General features: G+C 62.7%; 20 protein-coding genes. 13 read left to right on the top strand and 7 right to left on the bottom strand.

Annotation, left to right across the window (positions count from 1 at the left end; all coding sequences use genetic code 11):
* Positions 1–19 precede the first annotated feature (19 nt).
* From FFI89_RS24070 to FFI89_RS24045, 6 genes are all read left to right on the top strand, one after another.
* Positions 20–2,794 carry a xanthine dehydrogenase family protein molybdopterin-binding subunit gene (locus FFI89_RS24070; protein WP_138830084.1) on the top strand — a complete coding sequence of 925 codons (2,775 nt, stop codon included), beginning with the start codon at positions 20–22 and terminating at the stop codon, positions 2,792–2,794.
* A complete protein-coding gene (locus FFI89_RS24065) occupies positions 2,791–3,315 on the top strand; it encodes a (2Fe-2S)-binding protein (RefSeq protein ID WP_138830083.1) in 525 nt (174 codons plus the stop codon). Before FFI89_RS24070 ends, FFI89_RS24065 begins: the two co-directional genes overlap by 4 nt.
* Before the next feature lie 22 nt (positions 3,316–3,337).
* On the top strand, positions 3,338–3,955 hold the full coding sequence (locus FFI89_RS24060; RefSeq protein WP_138830082.1) for an Isoquinoline 1-oxidoreductase subunit: 618 nt from the start codon (positions 3,338–3,340) through the stop codon (positions 3,953–3,955).
* Between the two features lie 174 nt (positions 3,956–4,129).
* Complete coding sequence (locus FFI89_RS24055; RefSeq protein ID WP_168213020.1) at positions 4,130–5,194, top strand: ABC transporter substrate-binding protein; 1,065 nt, start codon at positions 4,130–4,132, stop codon at positions 5,192–5,194.
* A 17-nt stretch (positions 5,195–5,211) separates the two neighbouring features.
* Positions 5,212–6,573 carry an MmgE/PrpD family protein gene (locus tag FFI89_RS24050; protein WP_210249024.1) on the top strand — a complete coding sequence of 454 codons (1,362 nt, stop codon included), beginning with the start codon at positions 5,212–5,214 and terminating at the stop codon, positions 6,571–6,573.
* 143 nt (positions 6,574–6,716) lie between these two features.
* Positions 6,717–7,472, top strand: a complete 756-nt coding sequence (locus FFI89_RS24045) for a 3-oxoacyl-ACP reductase family protein (RefSeq protein ID WP_138830080.1) — start codon at positions 6,717–6,719, stop codon at positions 7,470–7,472.
* 300 nt (positions 7,473–7,772) lie between these two features.
* On the opposite strand, the gene FFI89_RS24040 is transcribed toward FFI89_RS24045, so the two are convergent.
* The 7 genes from FFI89_RS24040 to dctP form a co-directional block, all read right to left on the bottom strand.
* Positions 7,773–8,681 (bottom strand): LysM peptidoglycan-binding domain-containing protein, encoded by a 909-nt coding sequence (locus FFI89_RS24040; protein WP_138830079.1) that lies wholly within the window; start codon positions 8,679–8,681, stop codon positions 7,773–7,775.
* Positions 8,682–8,941: 260 nt separating this feature from the next.
* On the bottom strand, positions 8,942–10,225 hold the full coding sequence (locus FFI89_RS24035; protein ID WP_138830078.1) for a cystathionine gamma-synthase family protein: 1,284 nt from the start codon (positions 10,223–10,225) through the stop codon (positions 8,942–8,944).
* A gap of 293 nt (positions 10,226–10,518) precedes the next feature.
* Positions 10,519–11,142, bottom strand: a complete 624-nt coding sequence (locus FFI89_RS24030) for a tyrosine-type recombinase/integrase (RefSeq protein ID WP_138830077.1) — start codon at positions 11,140–11,142, stop codon at positions 10,519–10,521.
* Positions 11,143–12,072: 930 nt separating this feature from the next.
* Complete coding sequence (locus FFI89_RS24025) at positions 12,073–13,596, bottom strand: class I adenylate-forming enzyme family protein (RefSeq protein WP_246669240.1); 1,524 nt, start codon at positions 13,594–13,596, stop codon at positions 12,073–12,075.
* A gap of 39 nt (positions 13,597–13,635) precedes the next feature.
* Positions 13,636–14,919 carry a TRAP transporter large permease gene (locus tag FFI89_RS24020; RefSeq protein WP_138830075.1) on the bottom strand — a complete coding sequence of 428 codons (1,284 nt, stop codon included), beginning with the start codon at positions 14,917–14,919 and terminating at the stop codon, positions 13,636–13,638.
* Positions 14,920–15,026: 107 nt separating this feature from the next.
* On the bottom strand, positions 15,027–15,530 hold the full coding sequence (locus FFI89_RS24015; RefSeq protein WP_138830074.1) for a TRAP transporter small permease: 504 nt from the start codon (positions 15,528–15,530) through the stop codon (positions 15,027–15,029).
* A 10-nt stretch (positions 15,531–15,540) separates the two neighbouring features.
* Positions 15,541–16,560 (bottom strand): TRAP transporter substrate-binding protein DctP, encoded by a 1,020-nt coding sequence (gene dctP, locus FFI89_RS24010; RefSeq protein WP_138830073.1) that lies wholly within the window; start codon positions 16,558–16,560, stop codon positions 15,541–15,543.
* Between the two features lie 393 nt (positions 16,561–16,953).
* Here dctP and FFI89_RS24005 point away from each other — a divergent pair, with 393 nt between their 5' ends.
* Genes FFI89_RS24005 through FFI89_RS23975 form a run of 7 tightly spaced genes read left to right on the top strand, consistent with a single transcriptional unit; the run spans position 16,954 to position 23,707 of the window.
* Complete coding sequence (locus FFI89_RS24005; protein WP_138830072.1) at positions 16,954–18,138, top strand: ABC transporter substrate-binding protein; 1,185 nt, start codon at positions 16,954–16,956, stop codon at positions 18,136–18,138.
* Positions 18,139–18,148: 10 nt separating this feature from the next.
* On the top strand, positions 18,149–19,015 hold the full coding sequence (locus FFI89_RS24000) for a branched-chain amino acid ABC transporter permease (RefSeq protein ID WP_138830071.1): 867 nt from the start codon (positions 18,149–18,151) through the stop codon (positions 19,013–19,015).
* 4 nt (positions 19,016–19,019) lie between these two features.
* Positions 19,020–20,060: a branched-chain amino acid ABC transporter permease gene (locus FFI89_RS23995; protein WP_138830070.1), complete on the top strand. Its 1,041-nt coding sequence runs from the start codon at positions 19,020–19,022 to the stop codon at positions 20,058–20,060.
* On the top strand, positions 20,057–20,815 hold the full coding sequence (locus FFI89_RS23990) for an ABC transporter ATP-binding protein (protein WP_138830069.1): 759 nt from the start codon (positions 20,057–20,059) through the stop codon (positions 20,813–20,815). The genes FFI89_RS23995 and FFI89_RS23990 overlap by 4 nt, the downstream gene beginning before the upstream one ends.
* Entirely contained in the window at positions 20,815–21,507 is a 693-nt protein-coding gene (locus FFI89_RS23985) for an ABC transporter ATP-binding protein (protein ID WP_138830068.1), read from the top strand. Before FFI89_RS23990 ends, FFI89_RS23985 begins: the two co-directional genes overlap by 1 nt.
* On the top strand, positions 21,507–22,901 hold the full coding sequence (locus tag FFI89_RS23980; RefSeq protein WP_138830067.1) for an MmgE/PrpD family protein: 1,395 nt from the start codon (positions 21,507–21,509) through the stop codon (positions 22,899–22,901). The genes FFI89_RS23985 and FFI89_RS23980 overlap by 1 nt, the downstream gene beginning before the upstream one ends.
* The gene (locus tag FFI89_RS23975) at positions 22,898–23,707 is read left to right on the top strand and encodes an SDR family NAD(P)-dependent oxidoreductase (protein WP_138830066.1); all 810 of its coding nucleotides are present in this window, start codon (positions 22,898–22,900) and stop codon (positions 23,705–23,707) included. The genes FFI89_RS23980 and FFI89_RS23975 overlap by 4 nt, the downstream gene beginning before the upstream one ends.
* Positions 23,708–23,733 lie beyond the last annotated feature (26 nt).

Raw genomic sequence — 23,733 nt, 5'->3', positions numbered from 1 at the left:
CGGATCAACGGGTGAGAGCATGCGGCCTTCACGGCGCGAGTTTCTGAAATGGGTGTCGGCAAGCGGCATAGCACTCAGCCTGTCGCGCCTGGGATCGGCGGAAGCTGCCGGCCTGCCGCCGCGTGCGTCGCTTCCGGGTAGCGGGAACTGGAATCCCGCAATCAATGGCGCCGGTCGGATTGACGGCGTTGCCAAGGTCACCGGCGCAAAACTCTACGCTTCGGATTTCCGGGCGTCCGATCTCCCGGGTTGGCCCGCGAAGACTTCGCACGCGATCCTGGTTCGCGCGCCGGATGCCACCCACGTCTATACTGGAATGGACCTCGCGCGCCTGAGCGGCGCGGCGAAACCATCGGTGGTGGTGACTGCGGCCGATCTCGACAAGGTCGGCACGCGCGTTCCTGAATTCTATACCGGCGACCTGTTCTGTCCGATCGGCAAGACGCCGATTTATATGGGGCAGCCGGTAGCGCTGTTGATCTTCGAGACGTTCGATGCCTTCGACCAGGCGCGACTCCTGCTGCGCGACGGCACGTTCGTGAAATTCGGCGAGGAGACCGGCCCCGTCACGATCCCGGACTACGGTGCCTACCGCTTTACGCGCGTGGCCGGTGCAACGCCTGATGCGCCCGATGTCTATTCACCGCTGCTGGCGGGTTGGGTCAGCCCTGGACGCTCCCAGAACTCTCCACTTCCGGTATGGTCTCCGGCTGCCAAGGGGACGCAGGCTCCCTATGCCAAGGCCGCCGTCTATGGCGAGCAGATCCGCAGCGAACTGGCGGCGAAGGATCCCAACCTGCTGGTGCTGGACCGTGAGTTCGAGACACAGTCGGTCGATCCGATGTTCCTCGAACCGGAATCCGGGCTCGCTTGGTACAACAGAAAAACCGAAAGCCTCGAACTCGTGCTTGGCGTGCAATCTCCGTATGAAGCGGCGGAGTCGATTGCGCATCTGCTCGGCAAGGCGCGGGGACCGTTTAAGCCGGCGCATATCAACACCCAGTTCACCTATGTCGGCGGCGGCTTCGGCGGACGCGATCACACGCCGTTCGTGCTTTATGTGGCGCTGGCGGCGATGTTCTTTCCCGGTTATCCGGTACGGTTGGCGCATGATCGCTATCAGCAGTTTCAGGGCGGCATCAAGCGCCACGCTTTCAAGATGCGTTCGCGCATCGGAGTCGACCGGTCTACCGGCAAGATCAAGGCGTTCGCGGCAGACCACGTCCTCGACGGTGGCGGGCTGGCGAATTTCTCGCTGAACGTGGCGACCGTCGGCGCGGCCGCCGCGATCGGCATCTACGACGTTCCGAAAGTCGACGTGACCACGGTTGCGCTGCATTCGCGGGGGGTGACCGCGGGGTCGATGCGCGGCTATGGCACGTTGCAGACGATGACGGCGCTGGAAGTGCTGATCGATGAAGTCGCTGCCGCTCTGCCGCTCGACGCCATCGAGTTCCGGCGGCGGAACGCGCTTCCGCCCAACGGCCGGACCATGACCGGCAATCCCTACATCGTCTCGGTCCGTACCACGGAGATTCTCGACAAGCTCGAAAAGCATCCGATCTGGCAGCAACGCGCGCAACGGAAATCGGATGCGCCGAACGGCAGTCTGGTCGGCACTGGCGTTGCCTGCGTCACCAAGGATTACGGCGCCGGCGCCGATTGCTCGCTGGGGCGGGTCGAACTGTCGCCGGAAGGCAAAGTCGCGATCTATTGTGATCATGTCGAAATGGGCAACGGCATCGGCACGGCGCTCGCGAACCGGGTGGCGATCCATCTCGGTACAGTGGCCGACGAAGTTTCGGTGGCGCGGGTCGACAGCTATGACGCCCTCGGACTGATCACATCAGGCGATCCCTACACGATCGACCAGAAGACGCAGGACGCCGCCGAGAAGAATCCGCGCTGGGTGCCGGCGGTCAGTTCGGCGACCAGCGCCTCGATCGGAGCGCATGTCGGTACCCATTCGGCCGCCGAGGCGGCGCGTGTCATCTTTCGTTTCGGCCTGTGGCCGGCGGCGCTGGAGCTTTGGCGCATCGGGCCCGATGACGCGCGCGCGAAGGATTGGCCCAAAGCGCAGTGGAAGGACGGGAATCTCGTCATGCCCGGCCTCGACCCGCTGCCATTGCCGGCGCTGGCTGCGAGAGCGCATGCGCGCAATCTCGTGACCGGGGCGGTGGCGCATAGTTTCTCCCGCTGGGCATGGTCGCGCGCGCGCTTCCCGCTCGGCGGCGAACAATATCGTGCCGAGATCGACGCGCTGGCCGTGCGCAAGGGGAATGGCAAGTTCGCGCGTATCGATCGGGTCAGCGTCAAGTTTCCGCCGACTGACAACAACCGTATCGGCACCGCCTATACCTCGATGTGCGGCACGGTGGTCCGGGTCGAGATCGAACGGGCAACCGGTGCGCTGCGCATCGCCAAGGCTTATAGCGTTTTCGAATGCGGACAGGCGCTGGTGCCTGAGGTCGTGCTGGGCCAGGCCCAGGGCGGTTTTGCGATGGGTGTCGGCTATGCCCTGCTCGAGACGCTGCCGCTCTACGAAGGCGGACCGGGCAACGGCCAGTGGAACCTCGGACAGTACCTCATTGCGCGCGGATCGGACCTGCCGCTGCATGACCTCGAGATCGAGATGCTGCCGCCGCTGACGCCGGACGAACCGCCCAAGGGGATGGCCGAGGTCGTGACGGTTCCCGTCGTCCCTGCGATTCTGAACGCCATTTTCGACGCCACCGGCCGCCGCTTTCAATCGCTGCCGGTGACCGCAAGCCTGCTCAAGGGAGTGCTCGCGTGACCAAATTGAGCATCACGATCAACGGTCAGCCGCACGGACCGACGGATGTCCGCGACGATCTCTCGATGAACGATTTCCTGCGCGAGTATCTCGGCATGACCGGTACCAAGTTCGGCTGCGGCGCCGCGCAGTGCCTGAGCTGCGCCATCATCGTCGATAATCCCGATGGTACGAGCTACACCAGCCCGACCTGTGTCACCCCGGCGGTGAGTTTCGACGGCAAGGCGATCCGTACCGTCGAGGGCCATGTGAAGAATGACGAGCTCTCCGTGCTCCAGAAGGCCTTTATCGCGCACTTTGCGTTCCAGTGCGGCTATTGCACGGCGGGCTTTTTGAACGAGGGCCAGGTCCTGCTGGAACGTCTGGCCAGGGCGCCGGTCAAACGCGCCGAACTCGAGCAAACCGTCGCCGATGCGCTCGACGGTCACCTCTGCCGCTGCACCGGCTACGTCAAGTACCATGAGGCGGTGCTCGATGTGATCCTTGCGGATTCCAAACGCTATCTCGTAGCGAACCAGTGAGCGGAGGCGGGGGGAACGCGACATGAAATCGGAACTGCGGTCTCAGCTTGTGTTCTGCGTTGTCGTAGTCGCGGTGAGCATGCTCGCGGGCTACGCCGTTTCCGAGACCGCACCGACATCGCTTGCGAGCCCCGACAGCTTTGCGTCGATATCGGATACCAACGCGCGCTCGGCCGCTATATTCACCGAACTTGGCAAGGTGCTGACCCATCCGCGCTGCACCAACTGCCATCCGGCGGGTGATCGACCGCGGCAAGGCGACGAGAGCCGACTGCATCAGCCGCCGATTACCCGCGGGGCCGACGGTCATGGCCTCCCGGCGATGCGCTGCTCGATTTGCCATGGCAATGCCAATTTCGAACCCGGCCACATGCCGGGTCACCCCGAATGGCACCTCGCCCCGCGCGAAATGGCGTGGGAGGGCAAAACGGTCGCCGAAATTTGCGACCAGCTCAGGGATCCCGCACGCAATGGCGGCCGCAAGGTCGAGGATCTCATCCATCACATCGGCGAAGATACGCTTGTGGGCTGGGCCTGGGCGCCGGGTGCCGGACGCAGTCCCGCGCCCGGTACGCAAAAGCAGGCTGGGGCGCTGGTCGAAGCCTGGGTGAAAACCGGCGCAGCTTGCCCTGCAAAATAATAGCTGGGCACGGCTGCGATGGCGCGGCGCCGTCGGTGGTGGAATCCGCAATCGACGAAAGACTGGCTGTGCGCCATCGGAATAAAAGATAAGCTCGGCGTACCGGACCCTGCAAGAATAAGCCCATAACGGGGCAAAAAAACACGTCCCAAGACCAATCCCATGGAAACGCCGATGAAGACTTCGATTTCGCGACGCACCCTGCTTAAAGGCACCGGCGCGGTGCTCGCAGGCGCAGCATTTTCGACTCGCGTGATGGCGGATGCGCCGGCGGCGGAACCGGTGACGCCGGCGCTGATCGAGGCGGCGAGGAAGGAAGGTCAGGTGATCTACTACACCTCGACCGACCTGCCGGTCGCGGAGAAGCTGGCCAAGGCGTTCGAGGCGAAATATTCAGGGATCGCCGTTCGCGTCGAGCGCACCGGCGCGGAACGCGTGTTCCAGCGCATCGGTCAGGAATATTCCAGCAACATCCACGCTGTCGACGTCGTCAATTCGTCCGATGCCGCGCATTTCATCGTCTGGAAGCGCGACGGCATTCTGGCACCCTATGTGCCGGAGGAAGTTGCGAAGTTTTATCCGGCCGAGCACAGGGATATCGACGGCCAGTTCGCCAGCTTCCGCGTCTGGCTCAGCATCATCGCCTACAACACCAATCTGGTGAAGGCGCAGGACGCGCCGAAGAGTTTTGCCGACCTGCTCGATCCCAAATGGAAGGGCAAGATCGTCAAGGCGCATCCCGGCTACAGCGGCACCATCATGACCGCGACTTACCAGATGCAGCGCGATCTCGGCTGGACGTTCTTCGAGCAGCTCGCCAAGCAGAACATCATGCAGGTACAGTCGTCGGCCGATCCGCCAAAGAAGCTCGACCTCGGCGAGCGCGCGGTGATGGCCGATGGCAACGAGTACAACATCTTTCAGATGAAGGAATCGGGCCGCCCGGTCGAGCCGGTCTATGCATCGGAGGGATCGCCGCTGATCATCGGGCCGAACGGCATCTTCAAGGACGCGCCACATCCGAACGCGGCAAAGCTGTTCCAGTCGTTCAGCCTCGGCCGCGAGGCCCAGCAGATGATCATCGATGTCGGAGGCCTCCGCTCGGTGCATGCGCAGGCAGTTGAGAAGGCAGGGCGCAGACCGCTCAAGGAGATCAAGACGATGAAGGACGATGCCGCGGCGGTGGAGAAAGAAAGCGAGTCCATCAAGGCGCGTTACACCAAGATCTTCCGCGTCTGACCGGCATGACCTCAGGATTGCCAAAGGTTTCGGTCGCGGAAACGCTTGCCGAAAAAATCGTAGCGTTGAGGCCGGGCACGCTCCCGGCCGCGACCACGCGCAAATGCGAGGATCTGCTGATCGACGTCGTCGGTCTCTGCGTTACCGCGCGCAACGAGGACTACATCAAGAGCGCGCTGGCCGGTTGCGACGATGACGGCCCCTGTACGGCGATCGGGCATCGACGCACGCTGAATGCCGCGGGCGCCGCCTTCGTCAACGGCACCGCGGCGCATGGCGAGGACTTCGACGACACATTTGAGGGCGGCCCGGTGCATGCCGGCGCGGTGATCGTGCCGGCCGTGCTGGCGGCCTGCGAGCGGCACAATCCGGACGGGCGCATGGCGCTGATCGGGATCGCGGTCGGCACCGAAGTGCTCTGCCGTCTCAGTCTGGTGGTGCCGAAGGCCGTCCACAAGGCAGGCTTTCACCCCACCGCCGTGTTCGGTGCCATGGGTGCCGCCGCCGGTGTCGGCGCCGCCCTCGGCCTCAATGCGAGGCAAATCGTCGACGCGCTCGGCGTCGCCGGCAGCATGGCCGGCGGCATCATCGAATATCTGGCCGAAGGCGCCTGGACCAAGCGGTTGCATGCCGGCTGGGCGGCGCAATCCGGCATCCGCGCGGCGCTGCTGGCGCGGGGCGGGTTCGTAGGGCCCCGCACGGTGTTCGAGGGCGTCCACGGCCTGTTCCACGGCTTCGCGCACACCACGGAGGGCGATTACGACGCGCTGACCGGCGATTTCGGTAGCCGCTGGGTCACTGACACGCTGGCGTTCAAGCCCTATCCCTGCGGGACGATGGCGCAGCCCTATATCGATTGCGCGCGGCGGCTGGGCGCACGCGGCATCAAGCCCGAGGATGTCACCGAAATCGTCTGCGAGGTCGCGGAAGGGACGGTGCACCGGTTGTGGGAGCCGCTCGCCGACAAGCAGCGCCCGCGCAACGGCTACGCTGCCAAATTCGCGACGCCGTATCTGCTCTCCACCGGTTTCGTGCATGGCGGCGTCGGGCTCGGCGCATTCACCGAGAGCGCGATCAGCGATGCGCGCGTATTGGCGCTGGCCGCGAAAGTGAAATTCGTGATCGATCCGGACAACCCCTATCCGAACAATTACACCGGCCATATCCGCGCCACGCTCCGCGACGGCAGCGTGGTGGAAGACCGGCAGCCTTACCTGCGCAGCGGTGCACAGGAGCCGCTGACGCGGCAGGACGTGACCGACAAGTTTGCGCTCAATGCGCGGCATGGCGGCTGGAGCGGGGCGCAGGGCGAAGCGGCGTTGAAGCTGATGGCGGACCTGTATCGGGGGAAGATCGATCTGTCATCGTTGCGCGCATAACCACAATTGTCATGCCCCGCGAAGGCGGGACATCCAGTAATCGCAATTTGATCGAGAAAACTAAGGGCATCGGTGTTTACTGGATCGTCCGCCCCAGTGCGCAATCGCGCACAAGGCGGACGATGACGGACCAAGGAACGAAAATGACCACCAAAGAACTCACCGGCAAGGTCGCCATTGTCACCGGCGCGGGACGCAACATCGGCCGCGCGATCGCGCTGACCCTGGCGGAAGGCGGCGCTTCCATTGTGGTCAACGCCCGCAGCAACCGCGCCGAGGCGGAGGGCGTCGCGCGCGAGATCGAGGCCGTCGGCGGCAAGGCGCTGGTTCACATCGGCGACGTCGCCGACGCCAAATCGGTTCAGGCGATGGCGGACGCCGCCGTCAAGCAGTTCGGACGGATCGATATCCTCGTCAACAACGCCGCGCTGCGGCGGGAAAAGCCGTTCACCGAGATGAGCTATGCCGAGTGGCGCGAGATCATGGACGTCACGCTCGACGGCACCTTCCATTGCGTCAAGGCCTGCCTGCCGGCATTGCGGCAGTCGGGGGGAGGGACGGTCGTCAATATCGGCGGTCTCAGCGCGCATACCGGCGCGAAAAATCGCGCGCATGTGGTCACCGCGAAGGCCGGGATTATCGGCTTTACCCGGGCGCTGGCCCACGACCTCGCCGATGACGGCATCACCGTCAACTGCTTGGTTCCCGGCCTGATCGGCACGCCGCGGCCGAAGGACAGACCGGAACCGGCGCACCACCTGACCCACGGGACCATCACCGGGGAGCGGGGTCGGCCGGAAGACGTTGCGGCCGCCGTGCGCTTCCTGTGCGGGCCGGGCGCGCGCTACATCAACGGGCAGGCGATCCATGCCAACGGCGGCGCCCATTTAGGCGCGTAATGCATGGTTTCGATGCCATTTTTGCTGGGGCCTTCCCTACGGAGCGCCAGAGATCAAAGAAGATCCAGCGACAACCAATGCAAGCAGGCTGAACTGAACGTGCTGCGGCGTCAGTGGCGGACCGATGTTTCGAGTCAATTGCCGACGATTCAACTCGCGGAATGAGCGGTGCGGAATGAACGGTTATGGAATGGCCGGTTTCAAAGCCGACGTTCGCCGGTGTGCGGAGTGCCAGAACCGGTCTTTGCGTGCACTGTGTTAGGGCGGTGGGCCCGCGTTGCGACATCGGATTGCCGCGTTTCAGCGCGCTTTCAAGGGAAGGACAAAGATCTGGCCGGGATATATACGATTTGGATCTCGGATCCGGTCTCGGTTCGCTTTGTAAATGACCGCGTATCGCGTGCCCACGCCGTAGGTGACATGGCTGATGCGCCACAGGCTGTCGCCACGAGATACGACCGTGGTCGCAATCTTGGGCCCGACCACGGGGGACGATGAGCCTCCATCTGACAGACGGGCGGCAGCAGTTGCGCGCGGCAGCTCTGAAACAGCAACGTCCTGCCGCTTCGCAATATGCAGAGGAGGCTGGGAGAGCAGGCGCGCTTGAGACGACCTAGTGGCGCGATCCAGGGATAATCGATTTGTCGCCGCCGTCTCTGGAACATTGAACGGCACGTCAGCGCGCGATCGGTTCACGTCGACCACGACGCCTTGTTTGGATGTTGCCATCGTGCCGTCGGGCAATCTGGACCTCAACCTCAGCTCGTAATCCCCAAGCGGCAGGCGGGGAGGGACCATAACGAATTGTCCAGATTGATCTGCTGTCGCTCCATCAAGGCGCTCGCCGTTTCGCAACAGTTCCACAATCGCGCCTGGCGCTGCCCTGCCAGCGATGACTGCGTCGCCCGTTCGCTCAATGCGGGCGATGTCGAAAACGGGCACAGACCCGTCGGTGACCGGCGGGGGTGGCGAAACGGCAAGTTCAGCTGCCACGGCGTTTGCGTCAGCTTGCGCTGTTGCGAGCGCCGCCGAACTCTCATCTCGAGCGCTCGATGCAGGTGACGAAACCGTTGGCGCCGCGGTTGCGGCGCCCGTTTCAACCGGCGGCTCGCGCCGTATGTGCGTGATGCCGAAGACAAGTGCTGCACCACATGCTGCAACAAGCGCGAGAGACGGCACAACTGTTCGGCTCATCGATGTGGCCGTCATTTTACGCGATCCTCAGCCAGATCGTCACCGGCTGACCCTGCGCTGATTTTTTCCACTCATCAAGTCCGACCAACCGGATATTCTATCGGTCAGTTCTGCTGACCAATGCACATCGTGGAGAAACGCGGATAGATAGACCGTGTGAGCCCTCGCGACCTGTGCAGAAGCTTGACGTCTGCCGGTGGCGCAAGGCAGACCCGTGCGTCTGCTGTCAAAGGCCGTTGTCGGTTCTTGCGCTGGCTCTCACGCAAGGAGTGCAGCTATGCCTCGTTCAAAGCCTGCGCGATGTCCGCGATCAGATCGGACGGGTGTTCGATGCCGATCGACAGCCGGATCGTGGAGTCGAGAACGCCTATCTTTTGGCGGATGTCAGCCGGAACGCCGGAGTGGGTCATGCTTGCGGGCAGGCTGGCAAGCGACTCGGTGCCGCCCAGGCTCACCGCCAGCTTGAAGAGTTGCAGCGCGTTCAAGAATTTGAATGCGGCGGCTTGGCCTCCGACAATGTTGAACGAGAACGTGGAGCCCGCGCCGGTGCATTGCCTCGCAAACAGACGGCCGGCGGGGGAGGCCTCTTCGTGGTGAGCAAGATAATGGACCTTCGCGACCTTGGTGTGGTCGCGCAGGTAATCCGCCACGAGCCGCGCGTTTCTGTCAGCTTTTTCCATGCGGATGCTCAGTGTTTCGAGCGACCGGCTGATCATCCAGCAGGAATGGGGGTCCAGTTGGGTGCCGATGGCGCCTCGCAACGCTTTGATGTCTTTCATGAGGGCTCTTGAGCCGAGCGCAGCGCCCGCGATCAGGTCGGAATGACCGCCGATATATTTGGTTAGCGAGTACAACGAAAGATCCGCGCCGTGTTCGATCGGCCGCTGAAACACTGGCCCCAGCAGCGTATTGTCGCAGGCGACGATCGGCGTGTGCCCCTGAGCCTGGCCGATCATCTCGGCGACGCGGCGGACCATCGCGATATCGACCAGGCCGTTGGTCGGAGTTGCGGGGGTTTCGATGAAGATCACCACCACCCGGCCCTTTCGCATGGCATCCTCCGCCGCCAGCCTTACGGCAGATTCGTCGATGCCGTCGGCAAAGCCCACGGCGCCGATGGAGAGGCCCGCAAGCGTCTTCGCAAGCAGAGTTTCCGTCCCGCCATAGAGCGGTTGAGAGTGCAGAATGACGTCGCTAGGGCGGGCGAACGCGAGAATCGTGGTCGCAATCGCCGCCATGCCGGACGAGAACAGCGCGCATTTCTCGGTGCGCTCGTAGACAGAGAGCCTGTCCTCGACGATCTCGCTGTTGGGATGATTGAACCGCGAATAAACCAGGCCCGCACTCATCCCCTCGGGAGGCTCGCGCCGACCCGAGACGAAATCGAAGAAGTCCTGTCCGTCTTCGGCGGTCCTGAAGACGAAGGTCGAGGTCAGAAAGACCGGTGGTTTGGCGGCTCCTTCCGACAGTTGCGGATCGTAGCCGTAGTTCAGCATGAGCGTTTCGGGATGCAGCATGTGGTTGCCGATGTGGGTCTTCGACGGAAACGGTTTCACCATGGCCTGCCTCGCTGTCTTGATTCGGAACGTTGCCCTGCGTTGGGGTCTTCCGCAATGACGATGCGGTCAGGAACGGTGGATGCGACGGCATCCAACGGCTCCAGTCAACGTTGCCAGTATCAGCGTAGCAACATCCGGAACTGATTTCACCGCGCCCGAGGCTGATTTCGCAGCGCTCATCTGGGCTGCTGGCTTCTGTCCTGGGAGATCACATTGTCACGTGGGAGCGGCAGGAGCGCCTGGTCCGCTCCTGGCGCGTAAGCGATCACCGGCATGACGCCGGTCGTCGACGATCAGAGCTCGATCTGCTCGGCGATATTTAGAGCGTCATCCACCTCGATCCCGAGATATCGGACGGTGCTCTCCAGCTTCGAATGGCCCAGGAGGAGTTGCACAGCGCGCAGGTTGCCAGTCTTACGATAGATCTGGGCAGCCTTCGTGCGCCGGATCGAGTGCGTGCCATAAAAGGTCGACTCTAAGCCGATGCTTTCAACCCAGCGATGCACCAGCCGGGCATATTGGCGAGTGGATATGTGGGGTCTTGCATGAAGTCGACTTGGGAAGAGATATCGGGAGCCAGTGGTCCCGAGCATCGGTAACCAGGCTTCAACGGAGCTCCTCGACTGCTCCGTGATCTCGAACTGGACTGGTCGACCTGTCTTCTTTTGCACGATCGTTGCTCGGTGCCGCACCTTTGCTCCTGAACAAATGTCGTTTAATCGAAGTTTGACCAGGTCGCAGGCGCGAAGCTTGCTGTCGATCGCCAAGTTAAAGATGACAAGGTCGCGCCACGATCGTGAGATTTCCAGGCGAACGCGAATGGACCAGACGTGCTTCGGTTCGAGAGGTTTTTTCTGGCCGATGTGCAATCCCTTATTCCAAGGTCGTTGGTCTCTGCCGACAGGACGTACAAGCATGGGGGCTCCTCCGCCACCCCGCCCTCCGCGTCGCTCTATCGCGAGCGTATTATTTATGACGACTGAGCAGTCTGGCTCTCCCCAAAAAGAATTCGCGACCGACCACTTCTGGCGCGAAGCTGCCGTTGAGATGTACGCAGATTTGACCCAACTAGCTTTCGTTGGCTGGACCTAGCTCAAACTTCCCCATGATGGACTGGACCGACCAGCATTGCCGTGCCTCCCATCGCCTGATGAGGCGCCGTACCCCTCTATGCATCAGCCGCAGTTGTGGAACTCAACAGCTCCATTTTATGCAAAGGCACTGGATCACGCTCGGTCATCTGGGTTCCGGGGATCAGCCGTGACCAAACGTTCAAGTAGGGTACCGAGTGGGATACTTGTGCATCAGGATTAGCCCGCTTCTTAGCTTCGGACCGAACTCCCCATGTCAACTGGCCCTATCAGTGAATGTCGGGTCTCGGTGGGCCATGCGACGAGCTTCTGAATTAGGCGGACGATCGGAGCAAATATCGCAGATTTGCGTCGTGTGGGGAAAAGCGGTAGCGGTCTCTCGCTACCAACTTCTACGATTTTGCTCGCCTTCTTTCTATTCTTTGCGATCCTTTGCGCTCAATGGTAGCGCCTCGTCGACGCGAGCGGATGAATTCGTCCGATAAACTCAGGCGAAATGGGGCAAGCTCGGTTTGCGCGCGATCGGGATTATTCGTACTCGGCGGACCCGTTCGCAACCGACCATCGACGTCTGAAATCTCTGACTACTTGCTTCATGCTTGATGGATATCGGCGCGCGGGGACCTCCGGTGTCATCTCTTCGACCGGAAGCTCAATCGCGCAGATGCCGCCTTCCGATCCCCCCACCGAGGGCCGACCTGACAAACGAAGGCACAGCGGATATTGTTTCCTGATATCGCGCGAGACAGCCATCGCTTAGTCGCGCTTTTCCAGTCGCGGCCGCGGCCCTTCGGTGAGATGGAACCGGGACAGAACGTCGGCGCGAATGGCGCTGCGCAGGATCTTGCCGATTCCGTTGCGCGGCAGTTCGTCCATGGCAATCAGCAGGCGAGGCCGTTTGTAGTCGGTCAGGGTGCGCACCACCGTATCGATGCGCTCCTCCCATCCCGGCGCGGGATTCTCGACCGCGGCCAGAATGACCTCGCCCCAGTAATCCGAGGGAATGCCGACGACGGCGACTTCCGATGGCTGAAGCGCCGGCGCAAGCAATCGTTCGACCTCCTCCGGGGTGACCTTGTAGCCGCCCGACTTGATGACATCGGCGCTACGGCCGGTGAGGTGCAGCCGGCCTTTGGCATCGACATAGCCGAGATCGCCGGTGTCGTGGAATTCATTCGGTGCGAGTGGGCTGAAGCCTTCGGCGGTGCGGTATCCCGTCATCAGATGTTGCGCGCGGATCAGAACTTCGCCGCTATCGCCTGTTGTGACCGGCTCGCCGTCCTCGCCGCGAATGACGATTTCGACGCCGGGTGCCGGCCAGCCGACGCAGGCGTCGTCGCCGCCGGACGCATACCAGGCTTCGGTCTCTTCGGCTTCGAGCACGGTAATGGGATTGAACACTTCGCTCTTGCCGTAGGTCACCCGCACGATGGGTCCGAACAATTCCCGGGCACGTGCGTAGAGCGTCGGCTTGAGTACCGCAGTGCCGCAAAAAATCGTACGCAGTGATGAGAACCGCTGCTCGCTTGCCGCCGCGACGATTTTTGCCAGCACGGTGGGAGGCGCAAACATGGCGTCGCATTCACCGCGACCGAGGATGCCGAGAACCGTCGGAGGATTGACGCCATCCAGCAGCGTCACGGATGCTCCCGACGACAGATAGGCGTGCGTCATCAGGGAGGAGCCGTGAGAAAACGGCGTCATTAGCAGAACATTGCTTTCGGCGCCGGGCCGGAACGGCAGGTTCGCCCGAAGCAGGATGTTGGCTGTCCAGCGGCCATTCTGGCTGTGAACCGCGCCCTTCGGTCGACCGGTGGTGCCCGACGTGAACACAATGCGTGCCGGTGCATTGCCATCGACGAAGGGAAAGCTGGCCGGATCGAGCGCCGCCGGCTTGATGCCCTCGATGGTCAGGACGGCCGGTCGGTCGGTGCAGATATCCTTTGCCAATCCCGCGCTGGTGACCAGCAGGCGGACATCCGCAACCGCGAAGCAATAGGCCCGCTCGTCGGCGCTGAGGGCAGGGTTGACCGGCACCTCCACGGCACCCGCCATCATGACGCCGAAAGTTGCCGCGACGGCGTCGGCGCCGTTTCGAAACAATGTTGCCACCGCATCGCCCGGACTGATGCCCACCGTGATCAAGGCATGTCCGACACCGGCGGCCTTCGCGAACAGGTCCGCGTAGGACGTCGTGCCGTCGATGTCGAAGACCGCCGGCCTCCCTCCGTAGCGGAGCGCAAGATCGGAAATTTCAGAGGCCCAATGGATTGATTTCAACAGTGTGCTCCAGGTCTGGATCATTCTCGAAGCGCGAGGCTAACCCGGTCCGTAGACCAGGTTGGGTAACCAAAGCGAGAGTTGCGGCACATAGGTGATGATCGCGAGGCACAACAGCAACAGACCCAGAAACGGCAGCACGCCGCGCACGACTTCCGTGACCGGTGCCGTCGAGATTGTCGCCAGGACGTAGAGGTTCAGGCCCACAGGCGGATGAACCAGCGCGATCTCCATGTTGTGGGTAAAGACGATCGCGAAATGGACGGGATCGATGCCGAGCGGCTTCAGCGCCGGCGCCAGGATCGGCATCACCACCAGCAGGGTTGCAGCGACTTCGAGGAAACAGCCCAGCACCAGCAACAGCACGTTGATCGCGAGCAGGAATTGCCAGGGGTGCAACTGATTATCGAGCGTAAACTTCACCAGCGACGCCGGAATACCCGAATCCGTCATCCAGTGACCGAAGGCCAGTGCGGTCGCAACGATGATCATGATCGTGGCTGCACTCTTGATGGCTTCTGCGATCACTTCGAGCGTCTGGTTGAGCTGGAAGCCGCGATAGAACAGCAGGCTGACCAGCAGGGCCACGGTGGCGGAGATGGCAGCCGCTTCTGTCACCGTCATCAGCCCGCCGTAGATCCCGACCATCACGATGAAGGGCACGCAGAGCGCGGGCAGCGCATTGAGGCTCATCCGTATCAGTTCGGCATGCGGCACCGCCGGTTCGCGGGGCAGTTCGTATTTGTAGGAGTAGTAGAACACCCAGCCGAAGAACATGACGGCCTGAAGCAGGCCCGGCAGGATGCCGGCCAGGAAAAGCCGCGGCACCGATTGTTCGGCGATTAGCCCGTAGAGGATCAGCGACAGGCTGGGTGGAATGACGATACCGATCGTGCCGGAGGCACCCACCACGCCAAGCGCGAAATGCCGGGGATAGCCGCGCTCGATCATCGCCGGCACCAGGATGGTGCCCATCGCCAAGGCGGTCGCAACCGACGAGCCGCAGATGGCGGCGAACAGCGTGCAGGAGACGACGGTTACGAGGCCGAGCGCGCCCCGCAATTGCCCGAACCATGCGATGGCGACATCGACCAGCGCCTTGGCCACGCCGCCCCGCCGCATGAAGGCCGCGGCCATGACGAACAACGGCAAGGCCATCAGGGTGCTCGAATTCATCTCGTCGGCAATCTTTTGCGCGATCGCCACCAGCGGATGTCCGCTGGAACCGAACAGGACCGCCGCGCAGAGCCCGAGCACCAGAAAGATCGGCATGCCGGCGCAAAGCAGCCCGAAGAACATCAGCAGGAAGAGCAGCGTCCACATCGCGTCGGTTCTCGTTGTTGTTGGACGGCACTCCGGTCCGGGGCCGCGGCAGTCAATTTGACGATGGCAGATCGGTCGTGTTCGGACCGCAAGATTTCGCCGTCCGCTCAGTGATCGTGAACGGCGATCACCATGGTGGCGGGATCGAAGTGGAAGACGAGTTGGTAGAGCTTGATGACGTAGCGCAGCAGCATCAGGACAGCGCCGGTCAGGATTGCAGAATAGTAGATCCACATCGGAAATTCGAGGCCGGTGATGCTGCGTTCGTCGAGGCTGCGGGCGGCATCGGCGATCTGGAATCCGCAATAAGCGAGCCCCGCGCAAAATACGATGGCGACGCAGCAGTTGAACGTCTCGACCCATCTTTGTCCCTGCGGCGGCAGCAGCCGCAGGATGACGTCGGGCCTGACATGGCCGTCGCTCCGGACCAGCTGGCTCGAAGCCAGGAACACCGCCCAGACCGTCAGATAGACGACGACCTCTTCGCCATAGATGAACGTGAAACTCTTGTTCACGTAACGGCCGATGACCTGGAAGGTCCCGACCGTCAGCGCGATGGCGCCGAGAACTCCGATCAGGAGGAGTTCGATCCTGTTCCAGATCTTCATCATGGGATGCAGATCAATGGCCGGCCGTATTCACGTCCGACTGCACCTGCTGCAGCAACGCTGGCGAGATCCGCAGTTCCCTGGCGATGCCTTCCTGCGACGGCATCATCTTCGAGCGGACTTCCGCAAGCGCGCCCTCCGAAGGCGACACGAACACGATGCCGTTTTTCTCCAGCGTATGTCGCGCTTCGGTTTGGGCATCTTCCATGCTCTTGCGGTAGGTCTTGATGTTTTCCCGCCAGAGGTCGATGACCAGCGCCTGCAGATCGGGCGGCAGCTTTTTGTAAAAGCTTTCGCTGATCATGGGCACGTAGAAGCCGACGAATTCGCGATCGGCGAAACCGTATTTGACGCCGGATTCCCACAGCTTGGCGCTGGCAAGACTCTCATCGGTCGAACTCAGGCCGTCGAACGTGCCTTGCGAGAGCGCCAGAGGCACATCCGGCCACGCCGTCACGTTCGGCGAGGCGTTGAAGAATTTGGCGCGTGACGACTGGCCGGCGCCGCCGGAGTTGCGGATCTTCATGCCGGCCTGATCCGAAAAGTCACGGATCGGCTTGCTGGTGCTGTAGGTGTTTTGATAGCCGAGCTGCAGCCAGGGACCGAGCAGGCGGATATCGAGCTTGCTCTCGAGCTGCTTGTTGATGATCTCGCCGATCTTGCCGTCGGCGGCGGCATAAACCACCGGGTAGGGCTGGCCGAAAAACGCGGGCAACTGAAAGACGTCGGCATCAGGAACGAAAGCGGTCAAGACCCATGTGCCGGGGATGGCCATCTCGACCGCGCCCTGACGCAGCGCCTTCACCACATCGCGGTCTCGAAATAGCTGGCCGCTGTGGAACAGCTCGGTTTCGATCCTGCCGCCGGATTTTTCCTGCAGTTTTTTCAGGTAGTCGCCGACTGCCAACGTCCGGCCGTGGGTCGCTGACGTATCGACCGAGGCCCGCATCTTGAACTGCGCTTCAGCCGCGGCTCCCGGGCTGAATTGAGCGGCAAACATGGCAAGCAGAGCCATCACGGCGCTTCGCATCATCGATTTCCTCCCCTGACCGTCGTCTGTTCTTGCGACACTTTCGGGACGGTAGCTGGGGCATTTGCATCATTCAAGTGAAACGTTTCATATGCGTCAGTCTTTATTCGAGTCTGATTGCGGTTCGCGCATCGGTCAGCGGTATCCCGAAATGTGCCTAAAAACGTGTATTTATATGCAATTTCGCGTAACTTGATGTGGGTCGATTGAGAAGCCCGGCTGACAGTCAGCGCTGTCGAAATGCGATTAGATGAAACGTTTCATTGACAATTGCCATTTCTCGACCTAGCTTGCCTGCCACCGAACGATGCGAAGGGAGCGCTCCCGGCTGCGGCGCGTCGGGTCTTCGTTCAAAAAATCGCGGCGGTACAGCCGAAAAAATTCAGGGTGGAAGTCATGAGCATTACGCGTAGGAGCCTGTTGCTGTCCGGCGCTGCTGTCGGTGCTGCGCTTGCCGGTTCGAACACCTCGGTGCTGGCCGCGGAACAGGAATTGACGCTGGGCGTGGTCGGCGTTCTGTCGGGCCCTGCCGCGCAGTGGGGCCTGGCACTGCGCGGCGCGGTGGAATTTGTCGCTGCGGAAGCCAACAGGGATGGTCTGATCAAGATCGGTGGCGCACCTTGCAAGGTCAATGTTGTCGCCATCGACAGCAAGTATACCGCTGAAGGCGCCGCCGCTGCGGCCAATACGCTGGCGGGACAGGGCGTCAAATTCATCATCGGCCCGATCGGCTCGCCCGAACTCACGGGCGTGAAGCCGATCGCCAAGCGCAATTTGATGCTGGTGATGGGCAACAGCTACGCCAAGGATGCGCTGTCGCCGCAGATGCCGCTGGTCTTTCACGTTGGTCCGGGCCCATCGGGCTGGGCCGACCCAATCATCAAGATTGCCAAACAGAAGTTCGGCATCAAGAGCGTCGTGCTGGTGGCGCCGAACGATCAGGGCGGCACCGATATCGCGAGCGTCGATGCCGATGCCTACAAGAAGAACGGAATCGCAGCCACCGAGGAATACTATCAGCGCGGCACCACTAATTTCGCACCGATCGTCACCCGCATCATGAACGCCAAGCCGGAGGCCGTCGATCTGGCCTCGTCGCCGCCCGGCGACGCCGGCATCATGGTCAAGCAGTTGCGCCAGGCCGGTTTTGAGGGACCGATCGGACGCCTGGGCGGCCCTGGCTACAGCGAGATCTCCCGCGTCGCCGGCGGCGACGAGGTGTTGAAGGATTTTTACTGGTACGAGCCGGTCTTCATCGACGAGAAGGCGCAGCAGATCGCTGACGACTACAAGAAATTGCTCGGCACCGAACGGCCGGAGAACAACCTGTTCTTCCAGTGGGTGTCCGGCGCTCGCATGGTGGTCAAGGCGATCGCCAAGGCGGGTACGGCCGATACGGCCAAGGTGGCGGAAGCGCTGCGGGCATTGCCGGTAAGCGATCCCAATCTGGGAGCCGGTCACTGGATCGGCCAGGACTTCTTCGGCATCAACCAGGAACTATCGTTCCCGTTCGGTGTCGGACTTGTGACCGGCGGCAAGCTGCAGCCGACCATGAGGGTCGAAGCGGCCGGCGGCAAGTAGCGGATATCTAGTGCAGGGCTTTGTCGCCACCGGCCTCATCGGCATCAGCCTGGGCGCGCAGTATGCGCTGCTCGCCCTCGGCTTCACTCTGATCTTCGGCATCCTTGGAGTCGTCAACTTCGCACATGGAGGCTTCTATGTTCTCGGGGGATATCTCGCTTATTCCGCGGTGACCTTTCTCGGCATGCCCTACGCGCTCGCGGTGGTCTGCGCCGCGCTCGGCACCACCGGGCTCGGATATCTGTTCGAACGCTTCGCGCTGGATCGCCTGATCGACGATCATCTGGCGACGCTGATGTTGACGCTCGGCCTCTACATGATGATGTCGAGCGGCATCCTGGTGATCTTCGGGCCGCAATCGCCCGCCTTCGCGTTTCCCCTGACCGGCGTCATTCGCGGCTACGGTTTCTTTGTGCCGGTCGAAAATCTCGTGGTGCTGGGGATCTGCATCGTCGGAATCCTGTCGATCTACGGCCTGATGTACCACACCGATTTCGGCCGCGCGTTGCGTGCGCTTGCCGATGACCGCGCCGTTGCGACCGCGCAGGGGCTGCGTCCGACGGTCTTGTTTCCCGCCGCTTTCGCGCTGGCGACGGGGCTGGCCGGGCTCACGGGCGCGCTGGTCACCCCGATCCTGTCGCTTGCGCCGCATATCGGCGACCCGGTGCTGGCGACGTCCTTCCTCATCGTCATTCTCGGCGGTCTCGGCAGCGTGGGCGGTGCGACGGTGGCTGCTTTCCTCGTCGGCATGGTGGAGGCCTTCTCGGCGGTCTATCTCGGCGGGTCCAAGGGCGCGCTCGCACTCTTCGTGCTGGTGCTGGTCATGCTGGTGGTGAAGCCGTCAGGGCTGTTTGGCCACCGGGTCCGGGGAGCCTGAGCCGATGACCGCGCGCTCCCTTTCGACGAGACGTGACGGAGGCATTGCCGAAGCGGCGAGCGTCGCCGTCATCGCCTGTGTCTTCGTGGTTCCGTGGGTCAGCGAGAACCCGATGATCTATTCGCTGGCCAATCAGATGCTGATCGCGATCACCGCGGCGTTCAGCGTCTACATCATGCTGCGCATGAACCTGATGACCTTTGCGGTGCCGACCTTCATGGCCATCGGCGGTTACACGGTTGCAATTCTCGGGCTTCGTCACGGCGTGACCGACGTCCTGTTGCTCGGCGTTGCGAGCTTCGTGGTGCCGGCGCTGTTTGCGCTGCCGCTCGGCGCGCTGGTGCTCCGGCTGACCGGCGTCTATTTCGTGCTCGTTACCTTTGTGCTGACCGAAATCACCCAACTGGTCCTGTTTGAAACGCCGGGATGGACCGGCGGCTCCAACGGCCTCGTCGGCATGCCCGCCGTGACATTCTTCGGCATCGAGCTTGGCGATAACCGGGCGGTGCTGCTGGTGACCACCGGTCTGGCGCTTGCCGGCGCGACGATCACGGCCATGGTTACCCGCGGCCTGCGCCAGCATTTCGCGGCCATCGAGGAGAACGAGCTGCTGGCCCAGAGCCTCGGCCTGGTGGTCTGGCATTACAAGGCGTTTGGCTTCGCCGTGGCCGCGGGCGTATCCGGCCTTGCCGGTTTTGCGCTGGTCAACATGCTGCTCACCGCTCACCCGACATCATTCAGCCCGCTCTCGTCGGTCAACTATATCGCCTATGCGATCATTGGCGGCAAAGGCAGCATGCTTGGGCCGGTGGTCGGCGGCGCCTTGCTGATCTGGGCAGGAGAAATATTCGCGTTGCGCGGCGAGTATTCCCAGTTTCTGTTCGGCTTCCTTATCGTCGTCGTGGTGCTGGCGGCGCGCGACGGCGTGGTCGGGACGATCTATCGCCTTGGCGTCCGGCTCGTTTCGCCCGGACCATCTTCATCGTCTCTGAAGGCTTCGCCCGCGGCGTTGCGGGTGCCAACCGCCACGGAGCCGCAGCCATGACCGATGCAAGCGAACGCAGCACCGGCGGTGCGCTTCTCGAAGTTGCCTCCATCTCCAAGCGCTTCGGCGGACTGCACGTCTTCGACGGTATCAGTTTTTCCATTCCGCCCGGTGAAGTGCTTGGCGTCATTGGCCCGAACGGTGCCGGGAAGACCACGTTGATCAATGTCATCTGCGGCATGCTGCAGCCGACCGCCGGCGGGGTCTGGCTTGACGGCAGGGACATGACGAGAAAGCCGCTTCACGTCATCAGCCGAATGGGCATCGTCCGCAGCTTTCAGCAGACGAATACCTTCCGCACCGCAACGGTGCGCGAAAACATTTCGCGCGCCCTGCGCTTTAGCGGCGGCGGCCAGGATTCATGGCAGGCGATTGCACCGCTGGTCGAGGAATTCGAACTCGCGCCGCAGCTTGACGAGCAGAGCGACAAGCTGCCTTACGGGTTGCAGAAGATGCTCGGCCTCATCCTGGCCTACGCCGTTCGGCCGAAGGTTCTGCTGCTCGACGAGCCGGCCGCCGGCCTCGAGCGGCGCGAACGCCTGCGCGTCGACTCCTTTGTCCGCCATGCGAGGGAGGAACTGGGCTGCGGCGTGCTGATTGTCGAACACGACATGGATCTCGTGCGCCGTCTCTGCCCGAAGATCCTGGTGCTCGATTCCGGCCGCGTCCTGGCCGAAGGCGCGCCGGATGAAGTGCTGGCACGGAAGGACGTGATTGACGCCTATCTCGGAACGATCGATGAGGAAGCGGCCTGATGCTGGCGGTGGACAACCTTGAAGTCCGCTACGGCGGCATCACGGCGCTCCGCGGCGTCTCGATCGACGTCGCTGAGGGCGAGACGGTGCTGCTGATCGGCGCCAATGGCGCAGGTAAGTCGAGCCTGATCAATGCCGTCATCGGGCTCGTTACGGCGTCACGCGGCAGCGTGCGTTTCGCCGGCGCCGATATCAGTGCCGTGTCGTGTGACGGGCGTGCGCGCGCCGGGATGGGCTATTCTCCCGAAGGCCGCCGTGTCTTCCCAACCATGTCGGTCGCCGACAATGTGCTGAGCGGCGCTTGTGGGCGCGGTGGTGCGGCACAGCGGGAGGCCTGGAGCTGGCTCTGCGGCATCTTTCCGATCCTGCAGGAGCGCGCCGGTCAACCGGCCGGACAACTGTCGGGCGGCCAGCAACAGATCGTCGCCTTGGCGCGGGCCATGAGTTCGTTTCCGAAGTTGTTGCTGCTGGATGAACCGTTCCTAGGTCTTGCGCCGGTCTGGATCGTGCAGATCAGCGAGGCGATCCGCCACATGCAACGGCGCGGCACGACTATTCTCATGACCGAGCAGATGGCGCGCCCGGCGCTGAAACTTGCCACGCGCGGCTACGTGATGCGTGGCGGCGAGATCAGGCGGAGCGGCACCGTCGCGGAAATTCGCGATGTCGCGCTCGCCGAGGAGTATCTGTGATGACTGCAACATTGAACGCGACCACGCACCTTGGGACTTTTGCGGCAACGGCGTCCGCCGCCGGACTCTCCCCGGATGTCGCGGTAAAGGCCGCTATCTGTCTGCTGGATTCGCTGGGACTTGCGCTTGCCGCGCGTGACGAACCGACGGCTGCCGCGGCCCGCGCTATGGCGACGGAGGTCGCATCAGGCGCGCGGACCGCGCGCATCTGGGCGAACGGCAAGCGCGCGCCGTTGTCCGAAGCGGTTCTCGCCAATGGCATCGCCGTCCATGCGCATTTCCAGGACGATACCGACCACGATTCCTGGACCCATCCGGGATCGCTGATCTCGCCGGTTGCCGTATCGTTGGGCGAGGCGCTGGATGCGCCGTTGCGTACCGTGCTGGCGGCGCTCGCCGTCGGTTACGCCACGCTGAAATGGCTGGGGGCCGGCGAAACCGTCGCTCGCGGGCTGATCGGGCGGGGCGTGCGGACCAGCCCGACCTTCGGCACCATTGGCGCGGCCGCCGCTGGCGCTGCGGCGCTCGGGCTCGATGCTGCGAAGGCCACGAACGCGGTCGCCATCGCTGCCTGTACGACCGGTGGCACGCTGGAGCCGGTGCGCTGCGGTTCAGATGAATGGCGTGTGCAGAACGGCCGCGCCGCCCATGGCGGCCTGATCGCCGCCGAGCTCGCCGCGCGTGGTGTGCAGGGGGCGCCCGATGCCCTGGAAGGACCAAAGGGCCTGATGCGTTCGCTCGCCGGGCTCGATCGCATGCCGGACCAATGGCTGCAGGCTCCCGATCTCGGGACCATGATCGGCATCATGGCAAAGCCCTTCGCTACCCTCGGCGACAACATGTCCGCCGTGCTGGCCGCCCATATGCTCCACGGCGACCGCATCGACCTGTCGCGGATCAAGCGGGTCACTGTCACGATCTGGCGTCCTTATACGGAATACCCGGGAACGTCCTTCAAAGGACCGTTCACGAGAACTGTGCAGACCCAGGCCAGCACGGCTTTCGCGGTTGCTGCCATGCTCCGCTACGGTCGGCTGGACTACGACATGGGCGTCGCGCATCGCCAGGATTCGGAGATCATGGCGCTTGTCGAGAAGACGACCGTCGAGCCCGACGACGTCGGTACCCATCTCGACGCGACTGTCGAACTTGAGATGCAGGATGGTGCACGCCACCGCCGAACTGCCCGCGAGGCGCCGGGGAGGCTGGTGTTTCAGGACGAAGCGAGGGCCAGCGAGGTGTTCGAGAACCGTCTCGCCGGCTCAGGAATGCCGGCGGGCAAAGGAAGCAGTCTGGCCGCGGAAGTCTTCGCTTCCACCCACAACGGTGGATCGATGCCGATACGCACGCTGCTGGATCGCCTGACCATATCTTACAACGGGACAAAGCAATGAAACTCGGACTGGAAGGCAAGACCGCCATCGTCACCGGCGGCAGCAAGGGTATCGGTCTTGAGACCGTGCGGCTGCTGGCGGAGGAGGGTGTCAAGGTTCTGGTCTGCTCGCGGCGGGAAGACGCGCTGGCCGAATGCCGCGCGGACGTCGAGAAGACAACCGGTGCCAAGGTCGAGACCCTCTCTCTCGACGTCACCGATCTGAAGCAGATCGAAGCACTGCCGGCGGTTGCGCGCGAGCGCCTCGGCCGCATCGACATCCTCGTCAACAATGCCGGCACTGGCACCTACAAACCGTTCCTCGAAGTCACCGACGAGGAACTGCAATATGGCATGACGATCAATTTCTTTGCCCAGTTCCGCATCTGCCAGCGTATCATCCCGATCATGGTCGAGCAGAACGGCGGCAGCATCGTCAATGTTGCCGGCGAAACCGGGATCATGGTGACGATGCCGCCGTTCCTGTCGTCGTGCACGGGGCCTGCCAAATCGGCGGAGATTCGCTTCTCGAAAATCCTCGCCAACGAATTCGGACCGCACAACATCCGCGTCAACTGCGTCGTTCCCGGCTTCGTCACCACGCCGGAACGCTTTGCGAAATGGGAGCGCGAGCTGGCCAAACGCAATCTGAACCCAGAAGAGGCCGAAGCCGAACGAAAGCGCTGGTCGGAAAACAATTCGATGCGCAATACGCGGTGGGGAGAGCCGGAAGAACTCGCCAACCTGATCGTCTTCGCGCTGTCTGATCGTGCCAGCTTCGTCAATGGCGCGGTACTGGTTGCCGACAACGCCATGGACAAGTCGTGACGCGCGAATACGGGAGGCGATGAAGC

Origin of the sequence: Bradyrhizobium sp. KBS0727, from assembly GCF_005937885.2 — a bacterium.
Classification (GTDB): domain Bacteria; phylum Pseudomonadota; class Alphaproteobacteria; order Rhizobiales; family Xanthobacteraceae; genus Bradyrhizobium.
This window is presented reverse-complemented; position numbering and strand designations above follow the sequence as displayed.